Source organism: Pseudomonas sp. CFBP 8771, from assembly GCF_014841695.1.
In the GTDB taxonomy this organism is placed as follows: Bacteria; Pseudomonadota; Gammaproteobacteria; order Pseudomonadales; family Pseudomonadaceae; genus Aquipseudomonas; species Aquipseudomonas baltica.
Map to the genome: position 1 here is coordinate 27,475 of NZ_JACYUJ010000006.1, position 17,148 is coordinate 44,622.

General features: G+C 63.6%; 15 protein-coding genes. 9 read left to right on the forward strand and 6 right to left on the reverse strand.

The annotated features are described in order from the left end of the window. Positions 1–4: 4 nt before the first annotated feature. The 3 genes from IFT80_RS14610 to IFT80_RS14620 all read right to left on the reverse strand — a co-directional run bounded on the left by IFT80_RS14610 (position 5) and on the right by IFT80_RS14620 (position 3,491). Positions 5–1,954 (reverse strand): GGDEF domain-containing protein, encoded by a 1,950-nt coding sequence (locus IFT80_RS14610; RefSeq protein ID WP_192137785.1) that lies wholly within the window; start codon positions 1,952–1,954, stop codon positions 5–7. An 83-nt stretch (positions 1,955–2,037) separates the two neighbouring features. Further along, positions 2,038–2,673, reverse strand: a complete 636-nt coding sequence (locus tag IFT80_RS14615; RefSeq protein ID WP_122714865.1) for a thiol:disulfide interchange protein DsbA/DsbL — start codon at positions 2,671–2,673, stop codon at positions 2,038–2,040. A gap of 212 nt (positions 2,674–2,885) precedes the next feature. Further along, the gene (locus tag IFT80_RS14620; RefSeq protein WP_192137786.1) at positions 2,886–3,491 is read right to left on the reverse strand and encodes a c-type cytochrome; all 606 of its coding nucleotides are present in this window, start codon (positions 3,489–3,491) and stop codon (positions 2,886–2,888) included. A 178-nt stretch (positions 3,492–3,669) separates the two neighbouring features. On the opposite strand from IFT80_RS14620, the gene yihA reads away from it, so the two are divergent. Then, positions 3,670–4,308, forward strand: a complete 639-nt coding sequence (gene yihA, locus IFT80_RS14625) for a ribosome biogenesis GTP-binding protein YihA/YsxC (protein WP_122480098.1) — start codon at positions 3,670–3,672, stop codon at positions 4,306–4,308. Between the two features lie 535 nt (positions 4,309–4,843). Here the strand turns inward: yihA and polA are convergent. Next, positions 4,844–7,609, reverse strand: a complete 2,766-nt coding sequence (polA, locus tag IFT80_RS14630; protein WP_192137787.1) for a DNA polymerase I — start codon at positions 7,607–7,609, stop codon at positions 4,844–4,846. 89 nt (positions 7,610–7,698) lie between these two features. On the opposite strand from polA, the gene IFT80_RS14635 reads away from it, so the two are divergent. Further along, positions 7,699–7,986, forward strand: coding sequence for a DUF2782 domain-containing protein (locus IFT80_RS14635; protein ID WP_122480096.1), 288 nt, complete (start codon positions 7,699–7,701; stop codon positions 7,984–7,986). 63 nt (positions 7,987–8,049) lie between these two features. Further along, the gene (locus IFT80_RS14640) at positions 8,050–9,000 is read left to right on the forward strand and encodes a homoserine kinase (protein ID WP_185794585.1); all 951 of its coding nucleotides are present in this window, start codon (positions 8,050–8,052) and stop codon (positions 8,998–9,000) included. 110 nt (positions 9,001–9,110) lie between these two features. Here IFT80_RS14640 and IFT80_RS14645 read toward each other — a convergent pair whose 3' ends face one another. After that, positions 9,111–10,040: a zinc ABC transporter substrate-binding protein gene (locus IFT80_RS14645; RefSeq protein WP_446730961.1), complete on the reverse strand. Its 930-nt coding sequence runs from the start codon at positions 10,038–10,040 to the stop codon at positions 9,111–9,113. 57 nt (positions 10,041–10,097) lie between these two features. Here IFT80_RS14645 and IFT80_RS14650 point away from each other — a divergent pair, with 57 nt between their 5' ends. From IFT80_RS14650 to IFT80_RS14665, 4 genes are all read left to right on the forward strand, one after another. Then, positions 10,098–10,580, forward strand: coding sequence for a Fur family transcriptional regulator (locus IFT80_RS14650; RefSeq protein WP_122480095.1), 483 nt, complete (start codon positions 10,098–10,100; stop codon positions 10,578–10,580). Then, entirely contained in the window at positions 10,580–11,350 is a 771-nt protein-coding gene (gene znuC, locus IFT80_RS14655; protein WP_122480094.1) for a zinc ABC transporter ATP-binding protein ZnuC, read from the forward strand. Before IFT80_RS14650 ends, znuC begins: the two co-directional genes overlap by 1 nt. Next, positions 11,343–12,125 (forward strand): zinc ABC transporter permease subunit ZnuB, encoded by a 783-nt coding sequence (gene znuB / locus IFT80_RS14660; protein ID WP_122480093.1) that lies wholly within the window; start codon positions 11,343–11,345, stop codon positions 12,123–12,125. The genes znuC and znuB overlap by 8 nt, the downstream gene beginning before the upstream one ends. Before the next feature lie 187 nt (positions 12,126–12,312). Then, positions 12,313–13,020 (forward strand): PA5502 family lipoprotein, encoded by a 708-nt coding sequence (locus tag IFT80_RS14665; RefSeq protein WP_192059225.1) that lies wholly within the window; start codon positions 12,313–12,315, stop codon positions 13,018–13,020. Here IFT80_RS14665 and katE read toward each other — a convergent pair. After that, the gene (gene katE / locus IFT80_RS14670) at positions 13,017–15,155 is read right to left on the reverse strand and encodes a catalase HPII (RefSeq protein ID WP_185794590.1); all 2,139 of its coding nucleotides are present in this window, start codon (positions 15,153–15,155) and stop codon (positions 13,017–13,019) included. The genes IFT80_RS14665 and katE overlap by 4 nt on opposite strands. Positions 15,156–15,438: 283 nt before the next feature. Between katE and IFT80_RS14675 the strand changes: the two genes are divergently transcribed. Both IFT80_RS14675 and IFT80_RS14680 read left to right on the forward strand, forming a co-directional pair. Beyond that, the gene (locus IFT80_RS14675) at positions 15,439–16,446 is read left to right on the forward strand and encodes an ATP-binding cassette domain-containing protein (RefSeq protein ID WP_122480090.1); all 1,008 of its coding nucleotides are present in this window, start codon (positions 15,439–15,441) and stop codon (positions 16,444–16,446) included. Beyond that, positions 16,446–17,117, forward strand: a complete 672-nt coding sequence (locus tag IFT80_RS14680; RefSeq protein ID WP_122480089.1) for a methionine ABC transporter permease — start codon at positions 16,446–16,448, stop codon at positions 17,115–17,117. Before IFT80_RS14675 ends, IFT80_RS14680 begins: the two co-directional genes overlap by 1 nt. Positions 17,118–17,148 lie beyond the last annotated feature (31 nt).

Here is a 17,148-nt window from a genome sequence, read left to right on the forward strand (position 1 = left end):
AGCCTCAGGGAGCCGGTTCGATCTGGTTGCGTCCCGCTTCCTTGGCGCGGTAGAGCGCCTGATCCGCGCGCTTGAGCACCTGACTGGCATTCTCACCGGGTTTGAACACCGCTACGCCAGCCGACATCGTCACGCTCACGCGCTCGCCCTTGAAATGAAAAGGGCATTGTTCGACGGCAGCACGCAGGCGTTCGAGCAGACGGCTGCCGCCGCCCAGATCGCTGCCCGGCATCAGCAGGGCGAACTCTTCGCCACCGAAGCGGGCGATGAAATCGTCACCGCGCAAGCCTTTGCGCAGCACGTTGGCGATGATCTTCAAGACCTTGTCGCCGGCCTGATGACCAAAGGTGTCGTTGATCGACTTGAAGTGATCGAGGTCAAGTATGGCCAGCAGCAGGCCATTGCCGGTCTGCTGCGAGCGGACATGCTCCAGGACCAGTCGCTCGCTCCAGGCAGCTCGGTTAGGCAGGCCGGTGAGCGGATCGAGCAAGGCCTTGTTGCGCTGCTGCTCGAGCTTGTCGCGGTAGTCGAGGGCTTCGCGCTCCATGCTCGTCACACGCTCGCCGAGGCCTTGCAGGCGCGCGGTGATTTCCTGTTCGCGTGCCTCGCGCTGCAGGCGGTGCTGCTCCATGCTGGCCAGCAAGCCCTCGAGCCGGCTTTCCAGCACCTGCTTGAGGCCGTCGATATCGACAGCGCCACGCATGCTCGTCTGCAACCCGTCGACGTGTTCACGCAGCACGTCGTCCAATGCCAGGGCGGCGTTGCGCGAGTCGGCATGGTCGCCATGGGTCAGCTGCAACTGACGCTGGAAATTCTCCAGGCGCTGGTTGAGCTGTTGCAGGTAGCGTTCGAACTCCTGCTGACTGCCGTCGTTGACGGCCAGCATCAATACGGCGAGCTCATCGAGCACCGGCAGCAGCTCGTACCAGTTCAGCCCGCGCTGGATGCGCGCGTGCATGGCCTGGGCCTGGGCCATGTAGCGCTCGGGCAAGGTCAACTCGCTGAGCAGCTCGAGCAAGGTGGTTTCGATATGGCTGGCAACGCTGCTGTACGGCGGTTCAAGGCTGGCCGGCAAGGCATAGAAAGCCTGTTCATCGGTCAGGCCGCTGTCGAGCACCTGCAGCTGTTCAGCGGGCTTCTCGGTGGGCTGCTCGACCAAGGGCGATGCCACGGGGTCTGCAGCGCCAAGCGCGGGCGCTTCACTGGCAGTGTTGCTCGCTGGCAGGCGCAGGTCGGCCACTGCCAACGCAACAGCGAGCGGGGCAGGCTGCGGCGCCGGCTCGTCTGCAATGGCCACGGGGGCCGCGTGAGCGTCGGATACTGCAGTGTCGGATTCCGCAGTGACGGGATCAGGCGTCGAGCCGGCCACTGCCGGTGCACCCTGCGCTGCGGGCACGGGCATGGACTGCACAGGGCTGGCGTCGGCCGGATCGGGGCTGCCGAACAAGCGCTGCAGCAGGCCCGCCCGCTGCGCGCGCAAGGGACGGTCGAGGGTATTGAGCGCCTGCTCCTGCAAACCACTGAGCTCACTGAGCAGCAAGGGCATCTCGCGCGCCTGTCCAGCCCGCTCTTCAAGGCCCTGGGCGAGCTTTTTCAAAGGTTTGCTGACATCGCGCGGCAGCGGCAGCGACTGCAGTTGCGTAACCAGAGCCCCCAGCGCGGTGCCTATCTGCTGCACCCGGGACTGTCGGCGCTTCTCGGACTCCAGCACGGCAATTTCCAGACGCGGAATCAGCGCCGCCAGCCGAGCGTCCATGTCGTCGCCACGCAGCACCTCGCGCATCTCCTTCATGCAGACATCCACCGCCCGGTCGCTGCCTTCGGCCGCAAGGCTGCTGCGCACCAAGCCTCGACGCAGCAGGTCGAGACGGGCGTTCCAGCGCCGCTCGAGCTTTTCCTGCTGGTCGATGCTTTGCAGGTATTTCTCTTTCCAGCGCTGGCTGTCGTCACTCATGACAAGGATTGCTCGTTGACCTGCAGCTCACACCCACCCGCGATGGGTGCGCTGCGAAAACGTCGTATCGCGGGTGATGCCGCTTACTTGGCGGCACGTTCCTTGGCAATCAGCTGGTCGGCCACGTTCAGGGTCTGCTCGGGACCGCCGGAGGTGCCCAGGTCGAAACGGTACTTGCCGTTGACGATCATGGTCGGCACGCCGGAGATCTCATATTTCTTGGCGAGCTCCTTGGCCTTGGCGATCTGGCCCTTGATGGCGAAGGAATTGAACGTCTGCAGAAACTTGTCCTTGTCTACACCCTGGGTGGCGACGAAATCGGCCATTTCCTGAGGATCGGTCAGGCGCTTGTGTTCTTTCTGGATGGCATTGAACACGGCGTTGTGGACCTTGTGCTCCACACCCATGGCTTCCAGGGTCAGGAACAACTGGCCGTGGGCGTCCCACGGGCCGCCGAACATGGCTGGAATACGGACGAAATTGACGTCGGCCGGGAGCTTCTCGACCCAGGGATTGATAGTCGGCTCGAACGCGTAGCAGTGCGGGCAGCCGTACCAGAACATCTCGACGACTTCGATCTTGCCAGGCTCGGCCACAGGCACGGGGGCATTGAGCTGAACGTAGGTCTTGCCGGCTTCCAGCGGCACATCCGCCGCCTGGGCAGTCACGCCCATGGCACTGGCGACAACGAGGAAGGCGCCGAAAATCAGATTACGCATGCGTGACTCCTGAGCAGTTTCATACAAGGGACGGATCGGTGCCAGCACCGGACCTGCCTGATCGAGGTGGCTAGTGTAACGGCAGTGATGTCAAAAAAGGGTGGACGAGGAGGGCCTTTGCGCTATTTTCATGGCCCAATAGATGTAACCAGGCGTAAGACGGCCGCGAAGGTCTGGCGCCTGGCCTGCACCTGGCCCATGCCCGATCGTGTTCAGCGCAGGGCCTGAATATAAGTGGCCAGGGCTGCAATATCGTCATCGCTGAGCCTGCCCGCAATGTCGTGCATGATCGCGGCAACATCGCCCTCTTGGCGAAAAGCGGTCAGCCGCTTGATCAGGTACGGTGCATGCTGACCCCGCAGCTGTGGAAAGCCGGCCAGTGCGGTACCGGCACCCTCGGGAGCGTGGCAGCCGCTGCAGGCAGGTACACCCAGCGCCGGGTCGCCACTGCGGTAGAGGTCCTGCCCACGCTGCGCCAAGACGGCTGCGGCTTCCGTGGGGGCGGGCGTCTGCTCGGCGTACCAGGCGGCGATGTCGAGCAGATCCTGGTCGCTCAGCTCAGCCAGCGTACCGGCCATTTCCGGGACCACGCGACGGTTTTCGCGGATGTCCAGCAACTGCTCGTTCAGGTAGCGCTCGCCCTGGCCGGCCAGCTTCGGAAAGATCGGCACCAGGCTGTTGCCGTTCGGGCCGTGGCACGCCGCACACAGTGTCGTCAGTGGCTGCCCTCGGGCGCTGTCGCCCGTCGTGCCGGCAGCACTTGCCGCGCTGCTGGCCAGCAGCGCGCAGAGCAGGCCCATCACACGCATTGCGCTCATCGACTGATCCAACCAAGGTGAAGTTCTCGACCTGCCGCACCGTACGGCCGGCCTGGGCGCATTATGCCCGCACGCAGGCCATTGCCGGCAAAATCACCCACATATTGTCCAGCCCTATATACTTCGCTGCATCGTTCTTGCGGCTGCTGCATCGGGCCCTGCCTCTACCGGAAATCACATGCAACTCAAAAACCCCATCCTGGGCCTGTGCCAACAGGCTACCTTTTCGCTCAGCGCCGCCAAGGTCGAGCAGTGCCCCGATGACGAAGGGTTCGAGGTCGCGTTCGCTGGCCGTTCCAATGCCGGCAAGTCCAGCGCCTTGAACACCCTGACCCACGCCAGCCTGGCACGGACCTCGAAAACCCCAGGGCGCACGCAGCTGCTCAACTTCTTCAACCTGGACGAGGAGCGGCGCCTGGTCGACTTGCCCGGCTACGGCTACGCCAAGGTTCCGATCCCGCTCAAGCTGCACTGGCAGCGCCACCTGGAAGCGTATCTGGGCAGTCGTGAAAGCCTCAAGGGGCTGATTCTGATGATGGACATCCGCCATCCGATGACCGACTTCGACCTGTTGATGCTCGACTGGTCGGTGGCCAGCCACATGCCCATGCACATTCTGCTGACCAAGGCCGACAAGCTGACCTACGGCGCAGCCAAGAATACCCTGCTCAAGGTTCAGGCCGAGATCCACAAGGGGTGGGGCGACGCCGTCAGCATCCAGCTGTTCTCCGCGCCCAAGCGCCTTGGCCTGGAAGATGCCTACACGGTGCTGGCACGCTGGATGGAGCTGCCGGACAAGAACACAGCCGAGGCCTGAGCCCGGAGTGAGAAAATCCGGGCAAAAAAAACCCCGGACTTCGTATGGGGAGGGGGAAGTCTGGGGCTCAAGGTCCGAACCGCTGAGGGTCCGGATATCTGCCAACACTTAACACAACATAGGAGCATCGAAAGGCTTCACTAGCCAATCCCAACGTCTGACTGGGACAGGCCGGGGGAGTTCCTTGGCAGATGCAAACTATTTGCGATAAGTCATTGGTTTCATGTGGGGTTCAGGTGTTTCATCTGGGCTGGATTCGGGGGTGCCCCTTCGCGGCCGCTGACCGCTCCTACAGAAAGCATGAGCATCCGTAGGCGCGGTCAGCGGCCGCGAAGCAGCAACACCGCGCCGAACCAGTGCGCAAAAGTCCGTAGGAGCGGCCGGCGGCCGCGAAGCCGTCAACCCGGCTTCGAATCAGTGCGCAAAAGTCCGTAGGAGCGGTCAGCGGCCGCGAAGCAGCAACACCGCGTCGAAGCAGTGCGCAAAAGCCCGTAGGAGCGGTCAGCGGCCGCGAAGCCGTCAACCCGGCTTCGAATCAGTGCGCCTCGTCCCAGTTGGAACCCACGCCGACTTCCACCAGCAAGGGCACGTCGAGTTGCGCGGCGCCGCTCATGTACGGGCGGATCTGAGTGCCGATCTGCTCGACCAGGTCCTCGCGCACTTCCAGCACCAATTCATCGTGCACTTGCAGGATGACGCGTGCGTCCAGCCCGCTTTCGGCCAGCCAGTTGTCCACCGCAACCATGGCGCGCTTGATGATATCGGCAGCCGTACCCTGCATCGGCGCGTTGATCGCGGTGCGTTCGGCGCCCCGGCGCAGGGCCGGGTTCTTGGCGTTGATGTCCGGCACGTAGAGGCGACGCCCGAACAGGGTTTCGACGAAGCCCTGTTCGGCGGCCTGGGCGCGGGTGCGCTCCATGTACTCGAGCACGCCCGGATACTGGGCGAAATAGCGGTCGATATAGGCCTGCGACTGCTTGCGGTCGACGCCGATCTGCTTGGCCAGGCCGAACGCGCTCATGCCGTAGATCAAGCCGAAGTTGATCGCCTTGGCACTGCGCCGCTGGTCGGTGGTGACCTGCGCCAGGTCTACCCCGAACACTTCCGCAGCCGTGGCCCGGTGCACGTCCAGATCGTTCTGGAAGGCATGCAGCAAGCCTTCGTCCTTGGCCAGGTGGGCCATGATGCGCAGCTCGATCTGTGAGTAGTCGGCCGCCAGCAGGCGATACCCGGGCGCCGCGATGAAAGCCTGACGGATGCGCCGACCCTCGGCGGTGCGGATGGGGATGTTCTGCAGGTTCGGGTCACTGGACGACAGGCGTCCAGTGGCGGCGACCGCTTGATGGTAGGACGTGTGGATGCGCCCGGTGCGCGGGTTGATCTGCTCGGGCAGGCGGTCGGTGTAGGTGCTCTTGAGCTTGCTCATGGAACGGTACTGCATGAGCACCTTGGGCAACGGATAGTCCTGCTCGGCCAGTTCGGCGAGCACCGCTTCTGCCGTGGAGGCTTGGCCCTTGGCTGTCTTGGAGATGATCGGCAAGCCGAGTTTCTCGTAGAGAATCACCCCCAATTGCTTGGGTGATCCCAGGTTGAACTCCTCGCCGGCGATCTCGAACGCTTCGCGCTCCAGGGCAACCATCTTTTCACCCAGTTCCACGCTCTGGATACCCAGCAGCTTGGCATCGACCAGCGCGCCCTGGCGCTCGATCCGTGCCAGCACCGGCACCAGCGGCATTTCGATGTCCTGCAGCACGGGCAACAGGCTGGGCACTGCATCCAGCTTGGCCTGGAACAGTTGATGCAGGCGCAGGGTGATGTCGGCGTCTTCGGCGGCGTAGGGGCCGGCCTGTTCCAGCGCGATCTGGTCGAAGGTCAGCTGTTTGGCGCCCTTGCCGGCGATGTCGGCGAACTTGATCGTGGTGTGGTTCAGGTACTTGAAGGCCAGGCTGTCCATGTCGTGCCGCGTCGCGGTGGAGTCGAGCACGTAGGATTCGAGCATGGTGTCGAAGGCCACGCCGCGAACCTCGATGCCGTTTTCGTGCACGCCGCCAATCGCACAGTTGGCCAGGATGTTCATGTCGTACTTGGCGTGCTGCCCGACCTTGAGCTTGCGCGGGTCTTCGAGCAGCGGCTTGAGTGCCAGCAGTACGGTGTCGCGGTCGAGCTGCTCGGGCACGCCCATGTAGGAATGGGTCAACGGAATGTAGGCCGCTTCGTGCGGTTCGACTGCAAAGGAAATGCCCACCAATTGCGCGCGCTGTGCGTCCAGGCCGGTGGTCTCGGTATCGAAGGCGAACAGGCTGGCCTGTTCGAGCTTCTTTAGCCAGACATCGAAACGGGCCTGGTCGAGGATCGTCTCGTAGCGGACCTCGATGGCGGCCACCGGCTCCTGCACCGGGGCCAGTTCCTCACCGGCGCGCCGGGCGTCGCGCTCGACGTCTTCGATCCAGCTGCGGAATTCAAGCTCGCTGTAGATCTCCAGCAGGGCGTCGCGGTCCGGCTCGGTGCACATCAGCTGATCGACTTCGACGTCCAGCGGCACGTCGATCTTGATGGTCGCCAATTCGTACGAAAGAAAGGCCATCTCCCGGTGCTCTTCCAACTTGGCCGGCAACGACTTGGCGCCGCGAATGGCCAGGGTCGGGACCTTGTCGAGGTTCTCGTAGAGTTCCTTGAGGCCGCCGCCGATGCCGGTCAGCAGGCCCTGAGCGGTTTTTTCGCCCACGCCCGGCACGCCGGGGATGTTGTCGACCTTGTCACCCATCAGGGCCAGGAAGTCGATGATGTGCTCGGGACCGACGCCGAACTTCTCCTTGACGCCGGCGATGTCCAGCACGCTGCCGGTCATGGTGTTGACCAGGGTGATGTGGCCGTCGACCAGTTGCGCCATGTCCTTGTCACCCGTGGAAATGACCACCGGGCGATCGGCTGCCGCGCTGCTGCGGGCCAGGGTGCCGATGACGTCGTCAGCCTCGACGTTATCCACGCACAGCAATGGATAGCCCAGGGCCCGGACGCAGGCGTGCAGTGGCTCGACCTGTACCCGCAGGTCGTCGGGCATGCTCGGGCGGTTGGCCTTGTAGTCGCCGTAGAGGGCATCGCGGAACGTCCCGCCCTTGGCGTCGAAGACCACCGCGAACGGGCTGTCCGGATACTGCCGACGCAGACTCTTGAGCATGTTCAGCACGCCCTTCACCGCACCCGTGGGCATGCCCTTGGAGGTGGCCAGCGGCGGCAGTGCGTGGAACGCCCGGTACAGATAGGAAGAACCGTCCACCAGGACGAGAGGAGCTTTGCTCATGAGCAGAATCAACCTTTTCGGCGAGCCCGGCGTTAGAATGCCCGGAGCTGTGACAACGAGAACTGTGACAACAAAGGGACAAGGTTATCATGCGTAACGTAAAACACCTGTTGCTCGCGGCTCTGCTGCTGACCAGCCCGCTGATGACCCTGGCTGCGGACGACGCGCCTTCGGCCGATCCGGACGTGACCATTCGCCAGGACGGCGACAAGACCATCCAGGAGTATCGCCAGAACGGCTTCCTGTATGCGATCAAGATCACTCCGAAGCACGGCAAGCCGTATTTCCTGGTGCGTGCCGATGGCACCGATGACAATTTCATTCGCTCCGACCAGCCGGACATGTTGATCCCGGCCTGGAAAATCTTCGAGTGGTGAGGCTGTAACCTTCAATTCAACCGGGCGCCGCCCTTGCGGCGCCAGTATGGGCAAATCTACGACATGTCTGTGTTTACACCCTTGACCCGCGCCGAGCTCGAAACCTTTCTGGCCCCCTATGGCCTTGGCCGTCTGCGGGACTTCCAGGGAATTGCCGCCGGTACCGAGAACAGCAACTTCTTCATCAGCCTGGAGCAGGGTGAATACGTGCTGACGCTGGTCGAGCGCGGGCCGACCCAGGATTTGCCGTTCTTCATCGAACTGCTCGATGTACTGCACGACGCTCGGCTGTCGGTGCCCTATGCCTTGCGCACCACCGAGGGCGTGGCGCTGCGCACGCTTGCAGGCAAGCCGGCCCTGCTGCAGCCGCGCCTGGACGGTCGCCATGTGCAGGCGCCGAACAACCAGCACTGTGTGCAGGTGGGCGAGTTGCTGGGGCACATTCACACCGCCACCCTCGACGCACCGTTGGTACGCCGCACCGACCGTGGCCTGGACTGGATGCTGGAAGAGGGCGAGAAGCTGGTCGCCGACCTGGATACTGCAGCCGCGGCGCTGCTGCGTCCGGCCCTGGCCGAGATCCAGGCGCATCACGCACAGATTCTGGCACTGCCACAGGCCAACCTGCACGGCGACCTGTTCCGTGACAACGTGATGTTCGAGGGCACCCACCTGACGGGTGTGATCGACTTCTACAACGCCTGCTCCGGGCCGATGCTGTATGACCTGGCGATTACCGTGAACGACTGGTGCTCGGATGAGCACGGTACCCTCGATGCGCCACGCGCGCGGGCATTGCTGGGTGCCTATGCAGCCCTGCGGCCATTCACTGCGGCAGAGGCACAGCTGTGGCCACTGATGTTGCGTGTGGCTTGCGTGCGGTTCTGGCTGTCGCGCCTGATCGCGGCGCAGTCGTTTGCCGGGATGGATGTGTTGATCCATGATCCCAAGGAGTTTCAGGACCGGTTGGCGCTGCGGCAGAAAGTTGGGGTGCCGTTGCCTTTTGCTTTTTAGGGCTTGAGACCGTGGGGCGGCCTTCGCGGGCAGAGCCCGCTCCCACAGGAACCTGCGTCTAGCCTGAACCTTCTCTCACAGGGCAGGGGTTCAGGCATGTGCGAGGAGCGTCAGAGCTTTTCCAGGCAGCCGGCGAGGTTGTCGGCCAGATTGCCCAGCAGGGTTTCGTAGCCGGTTGCGGTAGCGTCTTCGAAGCCACCCAGGGCGTCCAGCTCGGCCAGGGTCACCGGCAGCCCGGCAGTCAGGGTCTGCGCCAGCTTGGGGCGCATCGGCGGCTCGCTGAACACGCACGTCTTGCCCACTTCCTGCAGGCGCTGACGCATCGCGGCAACATGCTGTGCGCCGGGTTGTACTTCGGCGGCCACGGCGAATACACCCGCATGCTTGAGGCCGTAGGCCTCCTCGAAATAATCGAACGCCTCGTGGAAGACGAAGTAGGGCTTGCCCTGAATGCCAGCCACCCGAGCGGCCAGACGTGTGTCCAAGGCCTGCAGGCGTTGCGTGAAGGCGGTCAGGTTGGCCTGGTAGCGCGGCGCATTGGCAGGGTCGGCAGCGGACAGGTCGGCGGCCATGCGCGTGGCGATCACCCGGGCATTGACCGTCGAGAGCCACAGGTGGGCGTCCAGGGTGCCCGGGCGATGGTCGTGATCGTGGTCCGATGCTTCCTCGTCATGGCCGTGGCTGTCTTCGGCAAAATGCCGCAGGTGCATGCCCGGCAGCGTCTGGATCGAGACCGTCGGCTTCTGCCGAGTCTGCAGCACGCGCGGCAGAAAACCTTCCATGTCCGGGCCGATCCAGTACAGCAGATCGGCGTCGGCCACCCGCCGCACGTCCGATGGCCGCAGGGCGTAATGGTGCGGCGAGGCACCGGGCGGCAGCAGCACTTCGGGCTGGCCGACACCGTCCTGCACGGCGGCCGCAATCAGCTGCACCGGCTTGATGCTGGTCAATACCCGCACTTGCGCCTGTGCCGGCAGGGCGGTCAGGCACGCGGCGAGCAAACCGATGGAAAGAGCAAAAATACGAACCACAATGAACACTCTCGGGGGCAAGAACAGGTAACATAATAACGTCTCTATCAGAATTCGTCGCCGCTCATGTCCAAAACACCGCTGGCCAGCCGTCCCCACGACCACTCACATTGCGTGCACCACGCACTGAGCGAAGCCGATGCCTTGTGCCTGAAACAAGGCCTGCGCCTGACCGCCTTGCGTCGTCGCGTGCTGGAACTGGTCTGGCAAAGCCACAAGCCACTGGGTGCCTACGACATCCTCGCCGTGCTCAGCGAACAGGACGGCCGCCGCGCAGCGCCCCCCACGGTCTACCGCGCCCTGGATTTTCTGCTCGACAACAACCTGGTGCACCGCATTGCCTCGCTCAACGCCTTCATTGGCTGCAACCATCCCGAGCATGCGCATCAGGGCCAGTTCCTGATCTGCCGCGCCTGCCACGTGGCCGTGGAGCTAGAGCACAAGACCATCAGCGACGCCATCGTCGAAAGCGCCCTGGGTGTCGGCTTCGTCGTCGAGGGGCAAACCGTGGAAGTGGTCGGCCTGTGCGCGGCCTGTCAGGGGGCGTGATGAGCGAAGCCTTGATCCGCCTGGACCAGGTCACGGTGGCATTCGCCGGCCAGCGGGTGCTCGATGACATCCACTTGTGCGTGCAGCCCGGCGAAATCGTGACGTTGATCGGCCCCAATGGCGCCGGCAAGACCACCCTGGTGCGTGCCGTGCTCGGGTTGCTCAAGCCCGATTCGGGCAGCGTGTGGCGCAAGCCGCGACTGCGCATCGGCTACATGCCGCAGAAGCTGCACGTGGATCCGACCCTGCCGCTGTCGGTCCTGCGCTTTTTGCGCCTGGTGCCGGGTGTGGACCGTGCCCGCGCTCTGGCGGCGCTGGAAGAAGTAGGCGCCGCGCAGACCATCGACAGCCCGATCCAGACGGTGTCCGGCGGTGAGATGCAGCGGGTGCTGCTGGCCCGGGCACTGTTGCGCGAGCCTGAACTGCTGGTGCTCGACGAGCCGGTGCAAGGCGTCGACGTGGCCGGCCAGGCCGAACTGTATGCCCTGATCACGCGCCTGCGCGAACGCCACGGCTGCGGTGTGCTGATGGTTTCCCACGACCTGCACCTGGTCATGAGCACCACCGACCAGGTGGTCTGCCTGAACCGGCATGTGTGCTGCTCCGGGCACCCTGCACAGGTCAGCGGTGATCCGGCATTCGTCGAGCTGTTCGGCAGCCACGCTCCCAGCCTGGCCATCTATCACCACCATCACGACCATGCCCATGACCTGCACGGCAGCGTGGTCAGTGACACTCATGTACACGGAGACAGCTGCAAGCATGGCTGATTTTTTACTGTATGCCTTGCTGGCGGGGCTTTCCCTGGCAGTGGTGGCGGGACCGCTGGGCTCGTTCGTGGTGTGGCGGCGCATGGCCTATTTCGGCGACACCTTGTCCCACGCGGCCTTGCTGGGCGTGGCCCTGGGCTTCGTGCTCGACATCAGCCCGGCACTGGCGGTCACGGTAGGCTGCCTGCTGCTGGCGATACTGCTGGTGACCCTGCAGCAACGCCAGCCGCTGGCCTCGGACACACTGTTGGGGATACTCGCGCCCAGCACACTGTCGCTGGGTCTGGTGGTGCTGAGCTTCATGCACGACGTGCGCATCGACCTGATGGGTTATCTGTTTGGTGATCTGCTGGCGATCAGTCCGACCGATTTGTATTGGATCATCGGTGGCAGTGTGGCCGTGCTCGCGCTGTTGATTGCCCTGTGGCGGCCGTTGCTGGCAATCACCGTTCACGAAGAGCTGGCACGGATCGAAGGACTGCCCGTGGCGGGCCTGCGCATGGCCTTGATGCTGCTGATTGCGGTGGTGATCGCGGTGGCGATGAAGATCGTCGGGGTGTTGCTGATCACCTCATTGCTGATCATCCCGGCGGCAGCCGCACAGCGGCATGCGCGCTCCCCCGAGCAGATGGCGCTGGGTGCCAGTGTGTTGGGGGTGATCGCGGTGTGTGCCGGGCTGGCGCTCTCGTGGTTCAAGGACACGCCGGCCGGGCCATCGATCGTGGTCAGTGCGGCGCTGTTGTTTCTGCTGAGTTTTGCGTTGCCCAAGCGGTAGTGGAGTGGCTGGCGCGAGTCGCTGTTATCTGTACACCTCGCGTCGATTGCCCAGCTGTGGACAGGCACAGACCCCGCTTTCCTCGGCCAAAGAGTGGTGGCCTCAGCGATTTTCGGCGTCCATATTTTCGCCGACACCCCCACGGTGTAGACTTGGCCGTTTTTTGGGCAAATAGAGAGTCGTAGCAATGAAGCCGTTCGTCTCCCGTTACCTGCTACTTGCCACACTTTCCCTGGTGTTGACCGCTTGCCAGACCTCACCGGCCGACCACGCCGCTGATGCGGGTCCGGATGCCTGGCAGCAGCTGGAAACAAACATTGCCAGCAGCGAACTGGCCACGGCCGAGGATCAGCTGGTCAAGCTGCAGGCGCAGGCACCGCAGGATCCACGCCTCACCGAGGCGCAGCGGCAGCTGGCCGAAGCCTACCTGCAGCGCAGCCAGGTGATGCTGCAGAAAGGTGACGTCAACGCTGCCGCCACTGCGCTGGGCCGTGCCCGCGTGCTGATGCCCCAGGCACCGGCGCTCACCGGTGGCGTCAACGGCGCCATCGCCCAGGCGCGCAAGTCTGAACTGGAGAAAGCCGAAGCCGCCCTGAAAGCTGCCGAAGCCAGGCCCAAGGCCCTGGTGCTGGATCCGAACGCCAGCGTTTCAGCGGTGCCGTTGAAGATGCACAGCGCGCCGCAGCTGCGCGCGCAGATGCGCGACATCGCAACCGACGTCGTTCATTACCAATGCGATGTGATCATTCAGGTGGCCCAACCGGGCGAATATCGCCGGCTGGAGGCGCTGCTCAAGCAGCGCGTCAGCGAACAGTTGCCAGAGATGCAACTGAAGGTCGGTCGCCGTGTGGTCCACGGACAACCGACCCAGGTGGTGCTTATACCGCGCCGTTAAGCCGGAATGGCTTTGGCGGCCGGCTCGCGATCCCACACGCGGTGCTTGGCGATGGCGGCGATGAACGCCTTGATGGTGCTGTCATCGTCACCCACCAACAGGCCGGCATCTTCCTTCAGGCGCAACGCTTCGAGCAGCGCCTTGCCATCCTTGCTGATACCGATTGCCTTGAGGTGCTTGTAGGCCTCGAGCAGGTAATGCAGTGCCACGCCATCGGCGCTCAGTGCCTTGATCGAATCGGCACCGCCCGGCACCCACACTGCATCGAAGGCCACCGAAGGCAGGCCTTCCTGGGACGCGTCGACGGCCAGGGTCTTGCCATCGGCCGTCTTGACCGGTGCGCTGGTAGGGCCCAGCACCTTGGCATGCGCGCCTTCGGCCTTGAGCGCCTTCTGCAGCGCAGCGACTGCATTGCCGTCCACGCCGTTGGCAACCAGAATAGCGACCTTGCGGCTCTTGATGTCGCCGGACAACAGGTTCATCTGGCTCAGCGCAGGCGATTCCTTCAGCGAGGAAGGCTTGACCGATACGGTGCCCTTGGTAGGCGCCGGCAGACCCAGGTTGGCCGCAACGCGCGAAGCCAGTTCCAGATCGATGTTGGCCAGAATCTCGTTGACCTGACGGGCACGGATGTACTCGCGCTCGACCTTGCCCAACTCGAAGCTGTAGGCCGCGATGATGTGCTCTTTCTCGGCATGGCTCATGCTGTTGAAGAACAGCGTGGCCTGGGAGAAGTGGTCGGAGAACGATTCGCTGCGCTCGCGGACCTTGTGCGCATCGACACGCTCGGGATAGGTCTCGAAGCCGCCGTCGATGGGTGCCGATGGGGTTTCCTTCGGCCAGCCGCCGTCGATCGAGTTCGGTTCGTAGGAAGCACGGCCCTTGTCGATACGGGTGCGATGCTGGGCATCACGCTGACCGTTGTGGTTCGGCGCGATCGGGCGGTTGATCGGGATCTCGTGGAAGTTCGGCCCACCGAGGCGGCTGATCTGGGTATCGGTGTAGGAGAACAGACGGCCCTGCAGCAGTGGGTCGTTGCTGAAGTCGATGCCAGGCACGATGTGGCCCGGGCAGAACGCGACCTGTTCGGTCTCGGCGAAGTAGTTGTCCGGGTTGCGATCCAGCACCATGCGGCCCAGTGGAGTGACCGGGACCAACTCTTCGGGAATGATCTTGGTAGGGTCGAGCAGGTCGAATTCGAACTTGTGCTCGTCTTCTTCCGGCACGATCTGCACGCCCAGTTCCCATTCCGGGTAGTCGCCCATCTCGATGGATTCCCACAGGTCACGGCGGTGGAAATCGGTGTCCTTGCCGGCCAGCTTCTGCGCCTCGTCCCAGACCAGCGAGCAGGTACCGAACTTGGGCTTCCAGTGGAACTTGACGAATGTGCCTTTGCCCTCGCCATTGACGAAGCGGAAGGTATGGATACCGAAACCCTGCATGGTGCGCAGGCTTTTCGGGATGGCGCGGTCGGACATGGTCCACAGCACCATGTGCGCCGACTCAGGCACCAACGAGACGAAGTCCCAGAAGGTGTCGTGGGCGGAGCCGCCGGTCGGGATCTCGTTGTGCGGCTCAGGCTTCACCGCGTGGACGAAGTCGGGGAACTTGATCGCGTCCTGGATGAAGAAGATCGGCATGTTGTTGCCGACCAGGTCGAAGTTGCCTTCGTCGGTGTACAGCTTGACCGCAAAACCACGCACGTCGCGCACGGTGTCGCCCGAGCCACGCGGGCCCTGCACGGTGGAAAAGCGCACGAAGACCGGGGTCTTTTTCGACGGGTCGCGCAGGAAGCCGGCCTTGGTCAGCGCCGAGTGGTCTTCGTAGGTTTCGAAGAAACCGTGGGCCGCGGTGCCGCGGGCGTGGACGATACGCTCCGGGATGCGTTCGTGGTCGAAGTGCGTGATTTTCTCACGCATGATGAAGTCTTCGAGCAGCGACGGGCCGCGCGGGCCAGCTTTGAGGGTGTTCTGGTTGTCGCTGATTTTCACGCCATGGTTGGTGCGCAGCGCCTGTCCGGTGCCATCGGCACGGAACTGCTCGAGCGATTCGAGCTTGGCGTTGGTGTTCTGGCGATCCAGGGTATCGGTGCCAGCGGCTTCGCTCTTGCCGGTAGGGGGGGTCTTGTTGCTCATCGGGCCTTAACTCCTTGGTTCACGGCAGTCCGTGGACGGACTCTGATAAGTACCCTCACCTGATCACGGCAGGCATGGGCCAGGGATACTCAGCAAGTGACCGGACGAATTGCGTGGACGTTCCTTTTTTTTCGCGAACGGTGGGTGGGCGAGCCTTTAGTCGCGTTATTGCCAAATCGCAGGTCGCCGCGAAAATAAATGCTAAATGCCACGGGATGCCTGGGCTAAAATGCGCGCCCGGCTACCCGCTGCCCCCATTCATGCGCCCCACAAGGTTCGCTACGTGATCGAGTTCCAAGATGTCCACAAGACCTACCGCGTGGCCGGTAGGGAAATTCCCGCGCTGCACCCCACCCGACTCACGGTGCCGGCAGGCCAGGTGTTCGGCCTCATCGGCCACTCGGGCGCGGGCAAAAGCACGCTGCTGCGCCTGATCAACCGTCTGGAGAACCCCAGCGGCGGCACCATCATCGTCGACGGTGAAGACGTCACTGCCTTCGACGCCGACGCCCTGCGCGGTTTCCGGCAACAGGTCGGCATGATCTTCCAGCATTTCAATCTGCTGGCGTCCAAGACCGTCGCCGACAACGTAGCGATGCCGCTGAACCTGGCCGGCCGTCTGTCGCGCAAGGAAATCGACCAGCGCGTGGCCCAGTTGCTCGAGCGGGTGGGCTTGTCCGACCACGCACGCAAATACCCGGCGCAGCTGTCGGGCGGACAGAAGCAGCGCGTCGGCATCGCCCGCGCCCTGTCGACCAACCCGAAGATCCTGCTCTGCGACGAGGCCACCAGCGCGCTGGACCCGCAGACCACGGCCTCGGTATTGCAGTTGCTGGCCGAGATCAACCGCGAACTGCAATTGACCATCGTGCTGATCACCCATGAAATGGACGTGATTCGCCGGGTCTGCGACCAGGTTGCGGTGATGGACGCCGGGCGCATCGTCGAGCAAGGCTCTGTGGCCGACGTGTTTCTGCACCCGCAACATCCAACCACGCGTCGCTTCGTCCAGGAAGACGAGCAGGTCGACGAGAACGAGCAGCGCAGCGACTTCGCCCATGTGGCGGGGCGGATCGTGCGCCTGACGTTCCAGGGCGAGGCCACCTATGCGCCGCTGCTGGGCACGGTGGCACGCGAGACCGGTGTCGACTACAGCATCCTGGCCGGTCGTATCGACCGCATCAAGGACACCCCCTATGGCCAGTTGACCCTGGCTATCACCGGCGGCGACATGGAAGCGGCTTTCGCTCGCTTCACCGCAGCCGACGTTCACATGGAGGTGCTGCGCTGATGGACCTGATCAACTTCTTCGCCAGTGTCGACTGGAGCGAAATCTGGCAGGCCACCCTGGATACGCTGGTGATGCTCGGCACCTCGCTGCTGTTCACCATCCTGCTGGGGCTGCCGCTGGGTGTCGTGCTGTTCCTCACCAGCCCACGGCAGATGTTCGAAAAGCCACGCTTGTACGCGGTGCTATCGTTCATCGTCAACGTAGTCCGCTCGCTGCCGTTCATCATTCTGATCATCCTGCTCATCCCGGCCACGGTGGTGTTGGTAGGCACCTCGCTGGGGGTAGCCGGTGCAATTCCGCCACTGGTCATCGGCACCGTGCCATTCTTTGCCCGCCTGGTTGAAACCGCCCTGCGCGAGGTCGACCGCGGCATCATCGAGGCGACCCAGGCCATGGGCGCCACGACGCGGCAGATCATCACCCGGGCGCTGGTGCCCGAGGCCATGCCGGGGATCATCGCGGCCATCACCGTGACGACCATCACTTTGGTGTCGTACACCGCGATGGCCGGTGTGGTGGGCGCCGGAGGCCTGGGCGACCTGGCGATTCGCTACGGCTACCAGCGCTTTCAGGACAACGTGATGTACGTCACGGTGATCATTCTGATTCTGATGGTCCAATTGCTGCAGATGCTCGGCGACCGTCTGGTCGTGCATTTCTCGCGCAAATGATTCATGCCTCGCACCTCATTCATGCCTGGTA